This is a genomic window from Rhizobium leguminosarum, assembly GCF_004123835.1.
In the GTDB taxonomy this organism is placed as follows: domain Bacteria; phylum Pseudomonadota; class Alphaproteobacteria; order Rhizobiales; family Rhizobiaceae; genus Rhizobium; species Rhizobium leguminosarum_M.
The window spans coordinates 330,875-346,760 of sequence record NZ_MZMU01000019.1; the positions used below are offsets into that span (position 1 = coordinate 330,875).

Sequence of the window (15,886 nt, forward strand, 5' to 3'; positions counted from 1 at the left end):
GCTTACTTGCAGGCAGCGACGCTGTCGGCCTTGACGCCCTGGCACGCTTCCGCCTTGGAGATCCAGCCGGCGTCGATGACGACGTTCAGATTGTCCTTGGTGATCGCAAGCGGCTTCAGGAAGACCGACTGCATTTCAACGCCCTTCGGGCCGCCCTTGAAAGCCTGGGCGCCGTCGATCTTGCTCATGTCCTTGCCGCCGGCGAGGTCGAGAGCGATTTCAGCGGCGCGCTGGCCGAGTTCGCGGCTGTCCTTCCAGACGGAAACCGTCTGCGTGCCGAGAGCGATGCGGTTGAGGGCTGCCTTGTCACCGTCCTGGCCGGAAACCGGAACGGAGCCGGCGAGGCCCTGTGCGTCGAGAGCAGCGATCGCGCCACCGGCGGTGCCGTCATTCGAGGCGACGACGGCGTCAACCTTGTTGTTGTTGGCGGTCAGGAACTGCTCCATGTTGCGCTGAGCGTTCTCCGGCAGCCAGCCGTCAGTATAGGCCTCGCCGACATTCTTGATCTTGCCGGCGTCAATGGCGGCCTTCAGGACTTCCTGCTGGCCCGAGAACAGGAAGTCGGCATTCGGATCGGAAGACGAGCCCTTGATGAAGACGTAGTTGCCTTCCGGCTTGGCCTTGAAGACGCCTTCAGCCTGGAGGCGGCCGACTTCCTTGTTGTCAAAGGTGATGTAGAAAGCAGCCGGGTTTTCGATCAGGCGGTCATAGCCGACGACGGGGATGCCTTCAGCGGCGGCCTTCTCGATGGCCGGCCCGATCGCATCGGAGTCCTGGGCGAGAATGATCAGCGCGTTGGCGCCCTGCGAGATCAGCGATTCGACGTCGGTAAGCTGCTTTGCGGCAGAAGACTGCGCGTCAGCGGAAATATACTTGGCGCCCTTGGCTTCGAGAGCCTTCTTGATGGCGGCTTCGTCCGTCTTCCAGCGTTCTTCCTGGAAATTCGACCAGGAAACACCGACGACGAGATCGGCAGCCATGGCAGCGGTATGCACGGAAACGAGGATGGCAGCACCTGCCATCAATTTCAAAATAGACTTCATAATGTCCTCCCGAGTGGATTGCGACCGGCCCAGCCCATGCTTCCTCCGGCCACCGCGAATAGCTGTCGAGAAAGGTTCGGATTTTTTTCTCGACAGTCGAGAAATTTAGTGTCAGAGATTTTTTCAACTGTCAACACTGCACTGCCGGCTTAATTTCCTTGCGCAACAGCGGCCGGAGATGCAGTGGAAACCACGGGAAGAGCGAGCAGGAGGAGAGGGCGGCATTCATGCTGACCAAGTCGAGCACGGAGCTGGTCCGGCAGAGAAACAGCGTGCTCGTGCTGTCCGTGCTGCGCCGCCACGGCGCGCTCGCGCATACCGAAATATCTGATTCCACAGGGCTGTCGTCGGCCACCATCTCGGCCATCACCACTGAGCTGGAAAAAGCCCAGATCATCGAAAAATCAGAACAGCAGCCGGCTAGCGGCCGCGGCCGGCCGCGCGTGCTGCTGCGCCAGCGACGCGATTGCGGCTATCTCATCGTCGTCATCATCTCCTCGGATGCGGTGCAATATTCGCTGGTCGATTATGCCGGCAAGCTGATCGACCGCTTCAGCGAGGAACGTTCGCATGATCCTGCGGGTGCTGCCCGCTTCGTCGCGGCAGTGCGGGCCGGGCTTTCGCGCATTCTCGATCGTTCGAAAATTTCGCAGGAAAAGGTGCTGCTGATCTCGATCAGCAGCAAGGGTCTGGTCAATTCCACCGAGCCGGTTCTCGTCTGGTCGCCGATCTTCGGCAGCGACCAGATCGATTTCGAATCAGCGCTCCGGCCGGAATGGCAGGCCAAGGTGATCCTCGACAACGAGACGCTGCTGGTCGCGGCAGCACTCGGCGCGCGTGAAGAGATCGTGAAGGGCGCCGATTTCCGCTCGCTCGCAGCCCTTTCGCTCGGCCACAGCGTCGGGCTCGGCATCGTCAAGCGCGGGAACCAGACAGGCCAGGAAATATCGGCGCCCAATTTCGGGCACATGCTGCACATGGCCAATGGCGGGCTCTGCCGCTGCGGCACGCGCGGCTGCATCGAGGCCTATGCCGGTTTCTACGCGATCCTGCGCAGCGCCTTCGAAGTGCCGCTCGATACGATTCCGGCAAAGTTCGTGCCGGTAGCAGAACTCGACAAGATCGCCGCAAAGGCCCGCCAGGGCCACCGCGTCCCCGCCTTCGCCTTTCGCCAGGCGGGGCTGGCGCTCGGCAACGGGCTATCGCGCATGCTGAGCCTGACGGAGCGCATGCCGATCGCCATCACCGGGCCGGGCACGCGCTATTACGACCTCCTTCGGCAAGGGATCGAAGAGGGTCTGGGGCAGTCGCATATCGTGCGCATGGAAGGCATGCCGGAGATCAGGGTGGTGGCCGACGAGCAGATCCTCGTCTTCGAAGGACATCTGAACCGGGCGCTGTCGGTGATCGACGAGGATATCGTCGTCTCGGGTGTTCAGGGAATCCAGGCGTCGGGTTGAGGGAGAGAGCCTGCTGTGCTCCGACGGATGCAGAAACCCCTCCCCAACCCCTCCCCACAAGGGGGAGGGACTAACGTGCGGTGGCCCACTCCGGCAAGCATCAACCCTTCTGCGGATGAAACCGTGAAATGGAAAGCCGCGGGCGCGGCATCTTAGCCCCTCCCCCTTGTGGGGAGGGGTCTTCGGTTCACGCACCTGCGCGTGTCATCAAACGCGACATGGCCGGGCAGGTGCCCGGCCATCTCATGCATGGCTTCCGGTCGGGAGAGGGCCGTCAGCCGATCCTGATAAGCTTGCCTTCCTTGACGGACTGGACCGCGGCATCGGCGAGTGCCAGCGCTGCGAGACCATCGGCGCCTGATGGAGAGATCTTGGTGCCTTTCTCGATCGCGGCGATGAAGCCGGCAATCTCGTTGGCATAGGCTTCGGTGTAACGGGTCATGAAGAAATCATGCAGCGGCGGGCGGGTATAGCCATCGCCGTTTGCGACCTCGATCGAAACAGGGCGCTGGTTTTCGGCCGAGACGAGGCCCTTGGAACCATGCACCTCGATGCGCTGGTCGTAGCCGTAGGTGGCGCGGCGGGAGTTGGAGATGACGGCCTGCTTGCCGGATTTCGTCTGCAGGATCACCGAGACGCTGTCATAGTCGCCGGCTTCGCCGATCGCCTTGTCGACCAGCACGGCGGCGGTCGCCAGCACCGAGACCGGTTCTTCGCCGAGCAGGAAGCGGGCCATGTCGAAATCGTGGATCGTCATGTCGCGGAAGATGCCGCCCGAGCGCTTGATATAGTCGACAGGCGGGGCGCCGGGATCGCGCGAGGTGATCGTCACCATCTCGACATCGCCGATCTTGCCTTCGTCGATGACTTTGCGCACTGCCATGAAATGCGGGTCGAAGCGGCGGTTGAAGCCGACCATCAGCTTGGCGCCGGTCTCTTCCACCACCTTGATGCAGGCCTTGACGCGGGCGACGTCGAGATCGATCGGCTTTTCGCAGAAGATCGCCTTGCCGGCGCGAGCGAAGCGCTCGATCAGATCGGCATGGGTATCCGTCGGCGTGCAGATGACGACGGCGTCGATATCCTTGGCGGCTTCGATCGCCTCGATGGTGCGGACCTCGCAGCCATAGGCGGAGGCGATTGCTTCAGCAGCCTGCGGGAAGGCGTCTGCGACCGCGACGAGCGTCGCATTGGCGTCGCCGCTGACGGCTTTTGCATGGACCTTGCCGATGCGGCCGGCGCCGAGAAGACCAAATCTCACTGTCATTCTAACCTCCCTTGAATTCGGAACAAATAAACCGAATTGCCAAAATTCTGGAATTTTCATTCCATCTTCTGTAGACCGCGTCAAGCCCGCGGATCTTTCACATTTGCAAGATTCGAACCAGATGCAAGATTCGAACCAGAGCCTTTCCCGGTCGGATTGAAGTATTCTGCCGGAGCAGGTTTTGGCCAGGATCAGAGCCGATCGCCTCTGACCTGGCGGAAAGATGCCCGGCCTTTCAGCCAAGAGAATACTTTAATCTGACCAGGAAAAGCTCTAGAGACAATCGCGGCACGGGCCGAAGGCAGTGCGACAAATGCGACCGCGGGGCAGGAATGCAACTCATCGATCCGAACCATCCGGCATACCGTCATCTTTGGGTGCGAATTGCCATCGTCGCCGTCTGCTTCGGCTGGGCCGCGGTCGAGTTCATCACCGGCGATCCGTTCTGGGGCGTGCTCGCGGGCGGGGCGGGCGCCTATTCCTTCTATATATTGTTCTGGACCTTCAAGCCGCAGCCGCCGGAGACGGCGGCAGTCGTCACACCCGATGACGCGGACGGGGACGGGCCGGCAGTAGACGAAGAGAAGAAAGCCGAAGAGAAGAAGGCTGAATAATCGAAGCGTGCCGCGATCTTTCCGATCCGCGCCACGCTTCACGTCTTTGTTTGATACTATCGCAAAACCGACGCACGGCTTCGCGTGCGGCCAGCCCGATCCCCGGCGCATTCCCGTCCTGTCAGAGTGACAGTTCCTTGGCTTGCGCGTCGATCTTTTCGCAGGCATCCCCGAATGGATCGCGCATCGCTACCAGCGGCGAAACGCCGACCAGGAGAAGCGCTTTCAAATGTGACCAGCCACCTCCCAGCAACGGCGCAAAGGATGTCATCACGATGCGTTCCTTGCCATAGAGACGCTCGTACTCTGGAAAATTGCAGAAGTTCTCGTGATTGCTGTTCTTCAGATGGAAGGACTCGGCCGCAGCACCTTCGGCAAGGATAACTTCGTGCGTATCGAGCATGACGGCATAGTACTCGATTGATGCGTCGGCGGCGGGAGTGACCGATGCAATCGTCTTGCCGTTCACGAGGTCCTTCACATGGATCAGAATGCCGTTCAGGTACAGCGCATGACCCGGCGACAGATAGAGATCCGAATGGGGTGTGTGCCCGTCCAGTGCGTGGCGGGAAACCCGGATCGGCACGACGTCCTTCTGCCAGCGCGCGCCGCTCTTCTTGAAGCTTTGGCGGCCGACCCACTTTACCGGACGGGTGCTACCGTCAGGAAGGGCAACGCGATCGCCGATGCTGAGATTCTCGACAGGCTTCTCACCGCAATCCGTGAGGATCGCCGTTCCCCGCAGGAAACATTGTGGGCCGCTCCCGCTGCCGCCACCGCCACTGGAGCCACCACTTCCGCCTGAGCCACCGCTCCCGCCAGAGCCTCCACCGGAGCCGCCCCGTCCCCAAAGCCGCCCCAGCGCGTTGGCCGGAGAGGTGGTAATTGCTGTGGCCAAGGCGGCCACGCCGGCAAGACGAGCTCCGGCGGCTGCGGCTACACCTAGAAAATGTCTGCGCGCAGTGTTGCGTGGTAGCTTCGGATCTTCCTTAGATGACATGTCGGCGCTCTCCTGAAAACATTTACACCGCCCTATGTTACACTGGGTTGTATCGCATTCAATTTCGCTAAATTGCGCTAGGTCCTACCGAAAAGGGCGTAGGCATGGTCTATTGGGGTCCCGAAATACGCTATTGCCGCTGCCAAAAAGCGGAAGATTTATCTGCTACCCGAACGCGAAGGAATCAAACTGATTACCATGGCCACCGGTTGAAACGCAGGAAAAGCAGCCCATATAGAATTCGCGAATCGAGCCGGAAACGGCGGCTCTTCCAAAGCCTCGGAACGTTTGTCTGCGTTCGAGAAAGCTTCAGCTGTGCGGCAGCCGGCGCATCGCCTCGTCGATCAGCAGATTGGCGATCATCATGCGCCTGTTGGCATTGTCGCGGAAAGGCTCTGCGACGCCATCAGGATGATTGGCCTTGGCAAAGGCGCGCCGCTTCTCGCTCAGCGTCTGTTGGGTATCGGCGGCAGCGATCGCCAGTTCCGCAGCGATCTCTTCCGGAGCGATGCGGGCGAGATGGTCCGGCATGACGGGCTCGGGTGGAGGCGCAGCCGCCGGTTCCTCCGCGATCGCGGCGGCGGGATCGAGATCCAGATTGTCGAAATAGGCCTGGCCGACGCGCTGTGAGGCGGCCGAGACACCTTCCATGACATCGAAGGCAAGCCCGGTAGCAAGGCCGGGCACCCGATGGGCCGCCCGCGCCTCGGCGTCTTCGTCCGTCTCGTCCTCCGCCTTCAGCCGCTCGAGGACTGATTGAAATACCGACTGTCCGAACAGCATCCGCCTTCCTTTCGACGCGTACATTAAAGGCGGGCAAGATGGCGCAGGGCTTGCGGGTGTCGTCAGCCGGCCTGCTTGCGGCTCTCCTCGAGGATGATGTCGTAGAGTAGCCTTGCACTCGGTGGCAGCGCCCGTTCCCTGGCGGTGATCATGCTGTAGGGCTTGACGTTGATGTCGAAATCGATCGGCAGCATGCGCACATCGGAAGCCTTCGAGCCCTGGCTGGCAAGGAACTGCGCGACATCGACGGCGACGGGAGCGATCGCATCGGTTTCGCAGATGATGGCGCAGGTCAAAAGCAGCGAGGAGGTGTTGACAATGTTTTCGGGCAACGCCACGCCACGCGACAGGAAGACGTCCTCGATCGTGCGGCGCAGCAGCGTACCCGGCGGCTGGAACACCCAGTCGTAATCCCTGACCTCGGCCAGGCTGCTCGTCTTCTGCTTCATGAGCGGATGGCGACTGCGCACGATCAGGCAAGCCCGTTCGATGCCGATCTCCTTCACCTCGAACAGGCGCGGATTGAGATCATCGGGAATGCGGCCGATGATGAAGTCATGGCGGGCGGCGAGCAGCTCGCGGGCAAGCACGTTGCTCGTCTCCACCTGGATGTTGATCTCAATGCCGGGATAGGCCTTGCGCACCTTGTTGATTGCCGGCACCACGAGGCTCATGGCCGGCGCCGTCACCGCGCCGATGAAGACCGAGCCGCCTTTGCCGCTTTTCAATTCACCGATCTCGCGGCTCGCCTCGCGCAGCTCCAGGAGGATCTTCCGAGCCCTTCGGGCAAGCGCTGCGCCGAAGGTCGTCAGCACCACGCCGCGGGCCACGCGCTCATAGAGCGACGTCTTGGTGATCGATTCCATTTCGGACAACATCCGCGACGCGGCAGGCTGCGAAATGTTCAGAACCTCGGCTGCGGCGGAAATCTGTCCGCTATCTTCGATTGCGACGATCATCCGCAGGTGATTCAGCTTAAGTCCTGCACGTAAAAGGCTGTCATCGCCGAAATTATCGCTGTGGATATCGACGTGATCCATCGAAAATGGCTCGGAAACAATCGTCATGGTTGCAGCCTCCTCACTGCGCTCCATCAAAAGTAATACTTTTTAACGATATACCAAAATTGTTATGCATATTACCACTTATTCTATTTGACAGTTATAGGAATCCATACCAGTTTGCCGCCGTGTGCTGGTTGGCACTCAACACGTGTGAGATCGTGGAGGAGACCTACTTCGTTTCTCACCATCTGAAGTAACTATCCAATACGGAACCTGCCACAGTTTCGGGGCGGGCGATTTTTCGTCCGCTGCTCTATTAACAAGGGAGAGAGAAATGAAATCCATTATCTCATTGATGGCTGCGGCTGCCTTCGGCGTCGCTTCGTTCGTTATGCCGGCAATGGCGCAGGACAAGGGGCTTGTCGGTATCGCAATGCCGACGAAGTCTTCGGCTCGCTGGATCGACGACGGCAACAACATCGTCAAGCAGCTCGAGGCCGCTGGCTACAAGACCGACCTGCAGTATGCTGACGACGATATTCCGAACCAGCTTTCGCAGATCGAAAACATGGTCACCAAGGGCGCCAAGGTTCTCGTCATCGCTTCGATCGACGGCACGACGCTTTCCGACGTTCTCCAGAAGGCTCATGACGCCAACATCAAGGTGATCGCATACGACCGCCTGATCCGCGACTCGGCCAACGTCGACTACTACGCCACCTTCGACAACTTCCAGGTCGGCGTTCTGCAGGCTGGCTCCATCGTTGACGCCCTCGGCCTCAAGGATGGCAAGGGCCCGTTCAACATCGAACTGTTCGGCGGCTCGCCTGACGACAACAACGCTTTCTTCTTCTATGACGGCGCAATGTCCGTCCTGCAGCCCTACATCGACAGCGGTAAGCTCGTCGTGAAGTCCGGCCAGACCGGCATGGACAAGGTCGGCACGCTGCGTTGGGACGCTGCAACGGCCCAGGCCCGCATGGACAACCTGCTCTCGGCGAACTACACCGACGCCAAGGTCGATGCCGTCCTGTCTCCCTATGACGGTCTGTCCATCGGCATCATCTCGTCGCTGAAGGGCGTCGGCTACGGCACTCCGGACCAGCCGCTTCCGGTTGTTTCCGGTCAGGATGCTGAAGTTCCGTCGGTCAAGTCGATCATTGCTGGCGAACAGCACTCGACGGTCTTCAAGGACACCCGCGAACTCGCCAAGGTCACTGTTGCTATGGTCGATGCCGTCATGTCCGGCAAGGAGCCCGAGGTCAACGACACGAAGACCTACGACAACGGCGTCAAGATCGTTCCGTCCTATCTGCTGAAGCCGGTTGCCGTCGACAAGACCAACTACAAGCAGATCCTCGTCGACGGCGGTTACTACACCGAAGACAAGCTGAAGTAATGAGAGGGACCGGAACCCGCGCTTGCGGGTTCCGGTCTTCGATTTTATGATCGCCTGGCCGCTCGACGGCTGGAGGCGCTGGAACTTTGACTATGGACAATACCATCCTCGAAATGCGGAGCATCACCAAGACGTTCCCGGGCGTCAAGGCGCTGGAGAACGTGAACCTCAAGGTTCGCCAAGGTGAGATCCACGCATTGGTGGGCGAAAACGGGGCCGGCAAATCGACCCTGATGAAAGTGCTATCAGGCGTCTATCCGACAGGAAGCTATGAAGGCGACATCGTCTATGAAGGCGAGACGCGCAACTTCAAAGTCCTGAAGGATTCCGAAGAAATCGGCATCGTCATCATCCACCAGGAACTGGCGCTGGTGCCGCTGCTATCGATCGGCGAGAACATCTTCCTCGGCAACGAGAATGCCAAGAACGGCGTCATCAGCTGGGAAGAGACGTTCAACCGCACGAAGAAGCTGCTCACCAAGGTGGGCCTGCGCGAATCTCCGAACACGCTGGTTACCGACATCGGCGTCGGCAAGCAGCAGCTCGTCGAGATCGCCAAGGCACTGTCGAAGAGCGTGAAGCTGCTCATCCTCGACGAGCCTACTGCTTCGCTCAATGAGAAGGACTCGGACGCACTGCTCAATCTGCTGATCGAGTTCCGCAATCAGGGCATCACTTCGATCATCATTTCCCACAAGCTGAACGAGATCCGGAAGGTCGCCGACCAGATCACGGTCCTGCGCGACGGCATGACCGTCAAGACGCTCGACTGTCACACGGACGAGATCAGCGAAGACATCATCATCAAGAACATGGTGGGCCGGGATCTGGCCGACCGTTATCCGCCGCGCTCCGTGCCGATCGGCGAGACGATCTTCGAAGTGAAGAACTGGAATGCCTATCACCAGCAGCACCGCGACCGCCAGGTGCTGCACGACATCAACGTCAACGTCCGCAAGGGCGAGGTCGTCGGCATTGCCGGTCTCATGGGTGCCGGCCGCACCGAATTCGCGATGAGCGTCTTCGGCAAATCCTATGGCCACAAAGTCAGCGGCGAGGTCTTCGTCAATGGCAAAGCTGTCGATGTCAGCACTGTGCGCAAGGCGATCGATGCCGGTCTTGCCTATGTCACCGAGGACCGCAAGCAACTCGGTCTCGTGCTCAGCGACAGCATCCTGCACAATACGACGCTAGCCAATCTCAATGGGATTTCGAGCAATAGCGTCATCGACGACATCAAGGAGATGAAGGTCGCGACCGATTACCGGTCGAAGCTGCGCATCCGCTCCTCCGGCGTCTTCCAGGAAACGGTCAACCTTTCGGGCGGCAACCAGCAGAAGGTTGTGCTGTCGAAGTGGCTGTTTTCCGATCCCGATATTTTGATCCTCGACGAGCCGACCCGCGGCATCGACGTTGGCGCAAAGTACGAAATCTATACTATCATCAACCAGCTTGCCGCCGATGGAAAGGGCGTTCTGATGATCTCGTCGGAAATGCCCGAACTGCTTGGCACATGTGACCGCATCTACGTGATGAACGAAGGACGCATCGTCGCGGAATTGCCGAAGGGAGAAGCAAGCCAGGAAACCATCATGCGCGCTATCATGCGCTCAGGGGAGAAGAGACAATGACTCCGGTCAACCCGACAACCGAGCATAGCAACGTCGTTTCCGTTGCCGATTATATCCGCGGCAATATTCGTGAATACGGCATGCTCATCGCACTCGTCGCGATCATGGTGTTCTTCCAGTTCTATACCGGCGGCATTCTCTTCAAGCCGGTCAACCTGACGAACCTTGTTCTGCAGAACTCCTTCATCGTCATCATGGCGCTCGGCATGCTGCTCGTCATCGTCGCCGGCCATATCGACCTGTCGGTGGGCTCGATCGTCGCCTTCGTCGGCGCGCTCGCGGCGATCTTCACCGTGTCATGGGGCATGAACTTCTGGCTTGCCGGCCTGATCTGCCTGATCGTGGGCGGCATCATCGGCGCGGCGCAGGGCTATTTCATCGCCTATCACCGCATTCCGTCGTTCATCGTGACGCTTGCCGGCATGCTTGTTTTCCGCGGCCTGACGCTGACGGTTCTGAACGGCAAGAACATCGGTCCGTTCCCGAAGGAGTTCCAGGTTATCAGCACCGGCTTCCTGCCGGGCGACATGATCGACATTGCCGGCACACCCGTGCAGTCGACCTCGCTGATCTTGACCGTGATCCTGCCTGTCATCCTCTTCTACCTCGCCTGGCGCCGCCGCAAGGTGAACGAAGACCACGGAATCGATGTCGAGCCGATGGGCTTCTTCATCGTCCAGAACCTGGTCGTTTCGCTCGCCATCCTGTGGATCGGCTATCTGCTCTCCACCTATAAGGGCCTGCCGAACGTTCTCGTCGTCATGCTGGTGCTGATCGCGATCTACGCCTTCATCACCCGCCGGACCACGATCGGCCGTCGCATCTACGCCATGGGCGGCAATTCGAAGGCGACCAAGCTTTCAGGCATCAATACCGAGCGGCTGAGCTTCTACACCTTCGTCAATATGGGCGTGCTTGCAGGCCTAGCCGGCATGATCATCGCGCTTCGCCTGAACTCGGCAACGCCGAAGGCCGGCGTCGGTTTCGAGCTCGACGTCATTGCGGCCTGCTTCATCGGCGGTGCCTCGGCGTCCGGCGGCGTCGGCAAGATCACCGGTGCGGTCATCGGCGCGTTCATCATGGGCGTCATGAATAACGGTATGTCGATCGTCGGGCTCGGCATCGACTTCCAGCAGATGGTGAAGGGCCTCGTGCTTCTCGCCGCAGTGTTCTTCGACGTTTACAACAAAAACAAGGGCTGAGCGCCTCAAGGCGCCCCAGCCGGGCATTGCAGTCCTATGAATGATGGATTCCGGCTCCTGATGGAGCCGGACAGGCGGAGCTTTTTCCTGTCTTCGCCGAAACGAGAAGGATCGAAGTCGTGCTTATTTCACAGATCAAGGGTGCAAACGGAGAGATCATCGTCGCCGTGCGTGAGCAGGGCGGCGCTGCAAGGTCGGTCAAGAACGCCGTCAGCGTCTATGCGCTGGCGATGGAGGCCGCTGACGGCGGCAAGTCTCTTGCCTCGGTCATCGAAGCGCATGGCTACGGCGATGCAGTCGATCTTGAAAAGGCGTATGCTGAAGGCCGTTTCCTTCCGCCGATCACCCATCCGGATGCCGCGCACCTGCATCTGACCGGCACCGGCCTGACGCATTTGGGCTCGGCGGCAACGCGCGATTCCATGCACAAGAAGACCACCGAAGCCGCCGAGGAAACCCTGACGGACTCGATGAAGATGTTCAAGATGGGCCTCGAGAACGGCAAGCCGAAGGCCGGCGAAAAGGGCGTCCAGCCCGAATGGTTCTACAAGGGCAACGGCTATGGAGCCGCTGCACCCGGCGCGCCGCTCATCTCGCCTTCCTTCGCGCTCGACGGCGGCGAAGAGCCGGAGATGGCTGGCATCTACGTGATCGCCAAGGACGGCTCGCCCTTCCGTATCGGTTTTGCGCTGTCGAACGAATTTTCCGATCACGTCACCGAGCGGATCAACTATCTCTATCTCGCCCATTCGAAGCTGCGCCCGGCCAGCTTCGGCCCGGAAATCCGCGTTGGCGCGGCCCCGGAGGATATTCGCGGCACCTCGCGCATCAAGCGCGGCGACAAGGTGATCTTCGAAAAGCCGTTCCTGTCCGGTGAAGCGAACATGTCGCACACCTTCGCCAATCTGGAATATCACCATTTCAAATATGGCATCTTCCGTGTTCCAGGCGATGTTCATGTCCATATGTTCGGCACGGCAACCCTTTCCTTTGCCGACGGCGTCAAGACCGAAGAGGGCGACGTCTTCGAGATCGAAGTTGCCGAATTCGGCCTGGCGCTCCGCAACCCGCTGAAAGTGGCCGCCGAGGAAGAGATCGCCGTCAGGCAGCTCTGAATTCAAGAGCTGGCCGCATTCGGCGGCCGGCTCTTTGCTCGTAAACGGTAAAGGAGGCTTGTTTAGCCCATGACCATTTATCAAAACCTGATCGCCGGCGAATGGGTCGGCTCGAACGCGACGAAGAACATCAACCCGTCGGATACGAATGAGGTCGTCGGCCTCTATGCCGACGGCAGCGCAGATGACACGAGAAACGCCATTGCCGCCGCCAAGGCCGCCTTCCCGGCGTGGTCGCGCTCGGGCATCTGGGAGCGCCACGTCATCCTGAAGAAGGCCGGCGACGAGATCATGGCGCGCAAGGACGAGCTCGGTGCGCTGCTGGCTCGCGAGGAAGGCAAGACGCTGCCGGAAGCCACCGGCGAAGTCATCCGCGCTTCGCAGATCTTCGAATTCTTCGCCGGTGAGGCGCTGAGGCTGGCCGGTGAGGTCATCCCCTCGGTTCGTCCGAATATCGGGATCGAGATCACCCGCGAGGCGCTCGGCGTCATCGGCATCATCACGCCATGGAACTTCCCGATCGCCATTCCCGCCTGGAAGATCGCGCCGGCGCTCTGCTACGGCAACACCATCGTCTTCAAGCCGGCCGAACTGGTGCCCGCCTGTTCCTGGGCGATCGTCGATATCCTCCATCGCGCCGGCCTGCCGAAGGGCGTGCTGAACCTCGTCATGGGCAAGGGCTCGGTCGTCGGCCAGGCCATGCTCGAAAGCCCCGACGTTCACGGCATCACCTTCACTGGTTCCACCGGCACCGGCAGGCGCGTCGCCGCTGCCTCCATCGAGCATAATCGCAAGTTCCAGCTGGAAATGGGCGGCAAGAACCCGATGGTCGTGCTCGACGATGCCGATCTCAGCGTTGCCGTCGAGGCGGCAGCCAATTCCGGCTTCTTCTCCACGGGCCAGCGCTGCACGGCGTCGTCGCGCCTCATCGTCACCGAAGGCATTCACGACAAGTTCGTCGCAGCACTCACCGACAAGCTGAAGACGCTTGTCGTCGACAACGCGCTGAAGGCCGGCACCCATATCGGCCCTGTCGTCGATGAGCGGCAGTTGAAGACCGATACCGACTATATCGAGATCGGCAAGTCGGAAGGCGCCAAGCTCGCCTTCGGCGGAGAGGTGATCTCGCGTGACACGCCCGGCTTCTACCTGCAGCCGACGCTGTTTACCGAGGCGACCAACCAGATGCGCATTTCGCGCGAGGAGATCTTCGGACCTGTGGTGTCGGTGATCCGGGTCAAGGATTACGACGAGGCGCTGGCGACGGCCAACGACACGCCGTTCGGCCTTTCGGCCGGCATCGCCACGACCAGCCTAAAACATGCCACGCACTTCAAGCGCAATTCCGAGGCCGGCATGGTGATGGTCAACCTGCCGACGGCAGGCGTCGATTTCCACGTGCCGTTCGGCGGCCGCAAGGGCTCTTCCTACGGCCCGCGCGAGCAGGGCAAGTACGCCGCTGAATTCTACACAACCGTCAAGACCGCCTACACCCTGGCTTGAGACAAGTGCGATAACCCGGGCCGTACGAGGCGGTCCGGCGATATCCTGAAGGATAAAGACTATGAAAAAGAAAGCGGAATGGCCGCGCAAGCTGAGGTCGCAGGAATGGTACGGCGGTACGAGCCGCGACGTGATCTATCACCGCGGCTGGCTTAAGAACCAGGGTTATCCGCACGACTTGTTCGACGGCCGGCCGGTGATCGGCATCCTCAACACCTGGTCGGATATGACCCCGTGCAACGGTCATCTCAGAGAGCTGGCCGAGAAGGTGAAGGCGGGCGTATGGGAGGCCGGCGGCTTCCCGCTTGAGGTGCCGGTGTTCTCGGCATCCGAAAACACCTTCCGCCCGACCGCGATGATGTACCGCAATCTTGCCGCGCTGGCGGTGGAAGAGGCGATCCGCGGCCAGCCGATGGATGGCTGCGTACTGCTGGTGGGCTGCGACAAGACCACGCCGTCGCTGATCATGGGGGCGGCTTCCTGCGACCTGCCCTCGATCGTCGTCACTGGCGGGCCGATGCTGAACGGCTATTTCCGCGGTGAACGGGTCGGCTCGGGCACGCATCTGTGGAAGTTTTCCGAAATGGTGAAGGCCGGCGAGATGACGCAGGCCGAATTCCTCGAGGCTGAGGCCTCGATGAGCCGTTCGTCGGGCACCTGCAACACCATGGGCACCGCCTCCACCATGGCTTCCATGGCCGAGGCGCTCGGCATGGCGCTCTCCGGCAATGCTGCGATCCCGGGCGTCGATTCCCGCCGCAAGGTCATGGCGCAGCTTACCGGCCGGCGTATCGTGCAGATGGTCAAGGACGACCTGAAGCCCTCCGAGATCATGACGAAGCAAGCCTTCGAGAATGCCATCCGCACCAACGCGGCCATCGGTGGGTCGACCAATGCCGTCATCCACCTGCTCGCCATCGCCGGCCGTGTCGGCATTGATCTTTCGCTTGATGACTGGGACCGCTGCGGCCGTGATGTCCCGACCATCGTCAACCTGATGCCGTCGGGCAAGTATCTGATGGAGGAGTTCTTCTATGCCGGCGGCTTGCCGGTGGTGCTGAAGCGCCTCGGCGAAGCGGGCCTCCTGCATAAGGATGCGCTGACGGTATCCGGCGAAACCGTCTGGGACGAGGTCAAGGACGTCGTCAACTGGAACGAAGACGTTATCCTGCCGGCCGAAAAGGCGCTGACAGCTTCGGGCGGCATCGTCGTGCTGCGCGGCAATCTGGCGCCGAAGGGCGCGGTGTTGAAGCCTTCGGCGGCTTCGCCGCACCTGCTGGTGCACCGGGGCAGGGCGGTGGTGTTCGAGGACATCGACGACTACAAGGCGAAGATCAACGACGACAACCTCGACATCGACGAAACCTGCGTCATGGTCATGAAGAATTGTGGGCCGAAGGGCTATCCCGGCATGGCCGAAGTCGGCAATATGGGGTTGCCGCCCAAGGTGCTGAAGAAGGGCATCCTCGATATGGTGCGCATTTCCGACGCCCGGATGTCCGGAACGGCCTACGGTACCGTCGTGCTGCACACCTCGCCGGAAGCAGCCGTCGGCGGACCGCTTGCGGTCGTGAAAAACGGCGACATGATCGAGCTGGATGTGCCGAACCGTCGTCTGCATCTCGACATTTCCGAGGAGGAATTGGCGCGGCGGCTCGCCGAATGGCAGCCGAACCACGATCTGCCCAAATCAGGCTATGCCTTCCTGCATCAGCAGCATGTCGAAGGGGCCGATACCGGCGCCGACCTCGATTTCCTCAAGGGATGTCGCGGAAACGCTGTCGGCAAGGACAGCCACTGACAGGATAAATCCAGGATTGGAAATCGATGAAAGGCGGGGCATTACCCCGCCTTTTCTTTGCACT

General features: G+C 60.5%; 13 protein-coding genes. 8 read left to right on the forward strand and 5 right to left on the reverse strand.

Annotated features, from left to right (window positions below; genetic code table 11):
- Positions 1 to 2: 2 nt before the first annotated feature.
- Positions 3 to 1,043: a D-xylose ABC transporter substrate-binding protein gene (gene xylF, locus B5P46_RS28490; RefSeq protein ID WP_003542055.1), complete on the reverse strand. Its 1,041-nt coding sequence runs from the start codon at positions 1,041 to 1,043 to the stop codon at positions 3 to 5.
- 227 nt (positions 1,044 to 1,270) lie between these two features.
- Between xylF and B5P46_RS28495 the strand changes: the two genes are divergently transcribed.
- Positions 1,271 to 2,503 (forward strand): ROK family transcriptional regulator, encoded by a 1,233-nt coding sequence (locus tag B5P46_RS28495; RefSeq protein WP_129421645.1) that lies wholly within the window; start codon positions 1,271 to 1,273, stop codon positions 2,501 to 2,503.
- A gap of 274 nt (positions 2,504 to 2,777) precedes the next feature.
- On the opposite strand, the gene iolG is transcribed toward B5P46_RS28495, so the two are convergent.
- Positions 2,778 to 3,770: an inositol 2-dehydrogenase gene (iolG, locus tag B5P46_RS28500; RefSeq protein WP_129421646.1), complete on the reverse strand. Its 993-nt coding sequence runs from the start codon at positions 3,768 to 3,770 to the stop codon at positions 2,778 to 2,780.
- A 332-nt stretch (positions 3,771 to 4,102) separates the two neighbouring features.
- On the opposite strand from iolG, the gene B5P46_RS28505 reads away from it, so the two are divergent.
- Complete coding sequence (locus tag B5P46_RS28505) at positions 4,103 to 4,384, forward strand: hypothetical protein (RefSeq protein ID WP_129421647.1); 282 nt, start codon at positions 4,103 to 4,105, stop codon at positions 4,382 to 4,384.
- Positions 4,385 to 4,505: 121 nt separating this feature from the next.
- Here the strand turns inward: B5P46_RS28505 and B5P46_RS28510 are convergent, their stop codons facing one another.
- From B5P46_RS28510 to B5P46_RS28520, 3 genes are all read right to left on the reverse strand, one after another.
- Complete coding sequence (locus B5P46_RS28510; RefSeq protein ID WP_129421648.1) at positions 4,506 to 5,384, reverse strand: Hint domain-containing protein; 879 nt, start codon at positions 5,382 to 5,384, stop codon at positions 4,506 to 4,508.
- Between the two features lie 309 nt (positions 5,385 to 5,693).
- Entirely contained in the window at positions 5,694 to 6,167 is a 474-nt protein-coding gene (locus tag B5P46_RS28515) for a hypothetical protein (RefSeq protein ID WP_129421649.1), read from the reverse strand.
- A 62-nt stretch (positions 6,168 to 6,229) separates the two neighbouring features.
- The gene (locus B5P46_RS28520; RefSeq protein WP_129421650.1) at positions 6,230 to 7,234 is read right to left on the reverse strand and encodes a LysR family transcriptional regulator; all 1,005 of its coding nucleotides are present in this window, start codon (positions 7,232 to 7,234) and stop codon (positions 6,230 to 6,232) included.
- A 271-nt stretch (positions 7,235 to 7,505) separates the two neighbouring features.
- Here B5P46_RS28520 and chvE point away from each other — a divergent pair, with 271 nt between their 5' ends.
- The 6 genes from chvE to araD all read left to right on the forward strand — a co-directional run bounded on the left by chvE (position 7,506) and on the right by araD (position 15,822).
- Entirely contained in the window at positions 7,506 to 8,570 is a 1,065-nt protein-coding gene (gene chvE, locus B5P46_RS28525) for a multiple monosaccharide ABC transporter substrate-binding protein (protein WP_020051228.1), read from the forward strand.
- A gap of 92 nt (positions 8,571 to 8,662) precedes the next feature.
- Entirely contained in the window at positions 8,663 to 10,201 is a 1,539-nt protein-coding gene (gene mmsA / locus B5P46_RS28530; protein ID WP_003542034.1) for a multiple monosaccharide ABC transporter ATP-binding protein, read from the forward strand.
- Positions 10,198 to 11,403: a multiple monosaccharide ABC transporter permease gene (mmsB, locus tag B5P46_RS28535; protein ID WP_011653085.1), complete on the forward strand. Its 1,206-nt coding sequence runs from the start codon at positions 10,198 to 10,200 to the stop codon at positions 11,401 to 11,403. Before mmsA ends, mmsB begins: the two co-directional genes overlap by 4 nt.
- Positions 11,404 to 11,522: 119 nt before the next feature.
- Positions 11,523 to 12,518: an AraD1 family protein gene (gene araD1 / locus B5P46_RS28540; RefSeq protein ID WP_129421651.1), complete on the forward strand. Its 996-nt coding sequence runs from the start codon at positions 11,523 to 11,525 to the stop codon at positions 12,516 to 12,518.
- 69 nt (positions 12,519 to 12,587) lie between these two features.
- Positions 12,588 to 14,021 (forward strand): aldehyde dehydrogenase family protein, encoded by a 1,434-nt coding sequence (locus B5P46_RS28545; protein ID WP_129421652.1) that lies wholly within the window; start codon positions 12,588 to 12,590, stop codon positions 14,019 to 14,021.
- Between the two features lie 61 nt (positions 14,022 to 14,082).
- On the forward strand, positions 14,083 to 15,822 hold the full coding sequence (araD, locus tag B5P46_RS28550; protein WP_129421653.1) for an L-arabinonate dehydratase: 1,740 nt from the start codon (positions 14,083 to 14,085) through the stop codon (positions 15,820 to 15,822).
- The last annotated feature ends 64 nt before the right edge of the window (positions 15,823 to 15,886 follow it).

Bases quoted from the DNA above. Each gene is read 5' to 3' on its own strand.
- xylF (WP_003542055.1), bottom strand. From the start codon at position 1,043: ATGAAGTCTATTTTGAAATTGATGGCAGGTGCTGCCATCCTCGTTTCC.
- B5P46_RS28495 (WP_129421645.1), top strand. From the start codon at position 1,271: ATGCTGACCAAGTCGAGCACGGAGCTGGTCCGGCAGAGAAACAGCGTG.
- iolG (WP_129421646.1), bottom strand. From the start codon at position 3,770: ATGACAGTGAGATTTGGTCTTCTCGGCGCCGGCCGCATCGGCAAGGTC.
- B5P46_RS28505 (WP_129421647.1), top strand. From the start codon at position 4,103: ATGCAACTCATCGATCCGAACCATCCGGCATACCGTCATCTTTGGGTG.
- B5P46_RS28510 (WP_129421648.1), bottom strand. From the start codon at position 5,384: ATGTCATCTAAGGAAGATCCGAAGCTACCACGCAACACTGCGCGCAGA.
- B5P46_RS28515 (WP_129421649.1), bottom strand. From the start codon at position 6,167: ATGCTGTTCGGACAGTCGGTATTTCAATCAGTCCTCGAGCGGCTGAAG.
- B5P46_RS28520 (WP_129421650.1), bottom strand. From the start codon at position 7,234: ATGACGATTGTTTCCGAGCCATTTTCGATGGATCACGTCGATATCCAC.
- chvE (WP_020051228.1), top strand. From the start codon at position 7,506: ATGAAATCCATTATCTCATTGATGGCTGCGGCTGCCTTCGGCGTCGCT.
- mmsA (WP_003542034.1), top strand. From the start codon at position 8,663: ATGGACAATACCATCCTCGAAATGCGGAGCATCACCAAGACGTTCCCG.
- mmsB (WP_011653085.1), top strand. From the start codon at position 10,198: ATGACTCCGGTCAACCCGACAACCGAGCATAGCAACGTCGTTTCCGTT.
- B5P46_RS28545 (WP_129421652.1), top strand. From the start codon at position 12,588: ATGACCATTTATCAAAACCTGATCGCCGGCGAATGGGTCGGCTCGAAC.
- araD (WP_129421653.1), top strand. From the start codon at position 14,083: ATGAAAAAGAAAGCGGAATGGCCGCGCAAGCTGAGGTCGCAGGAATGG.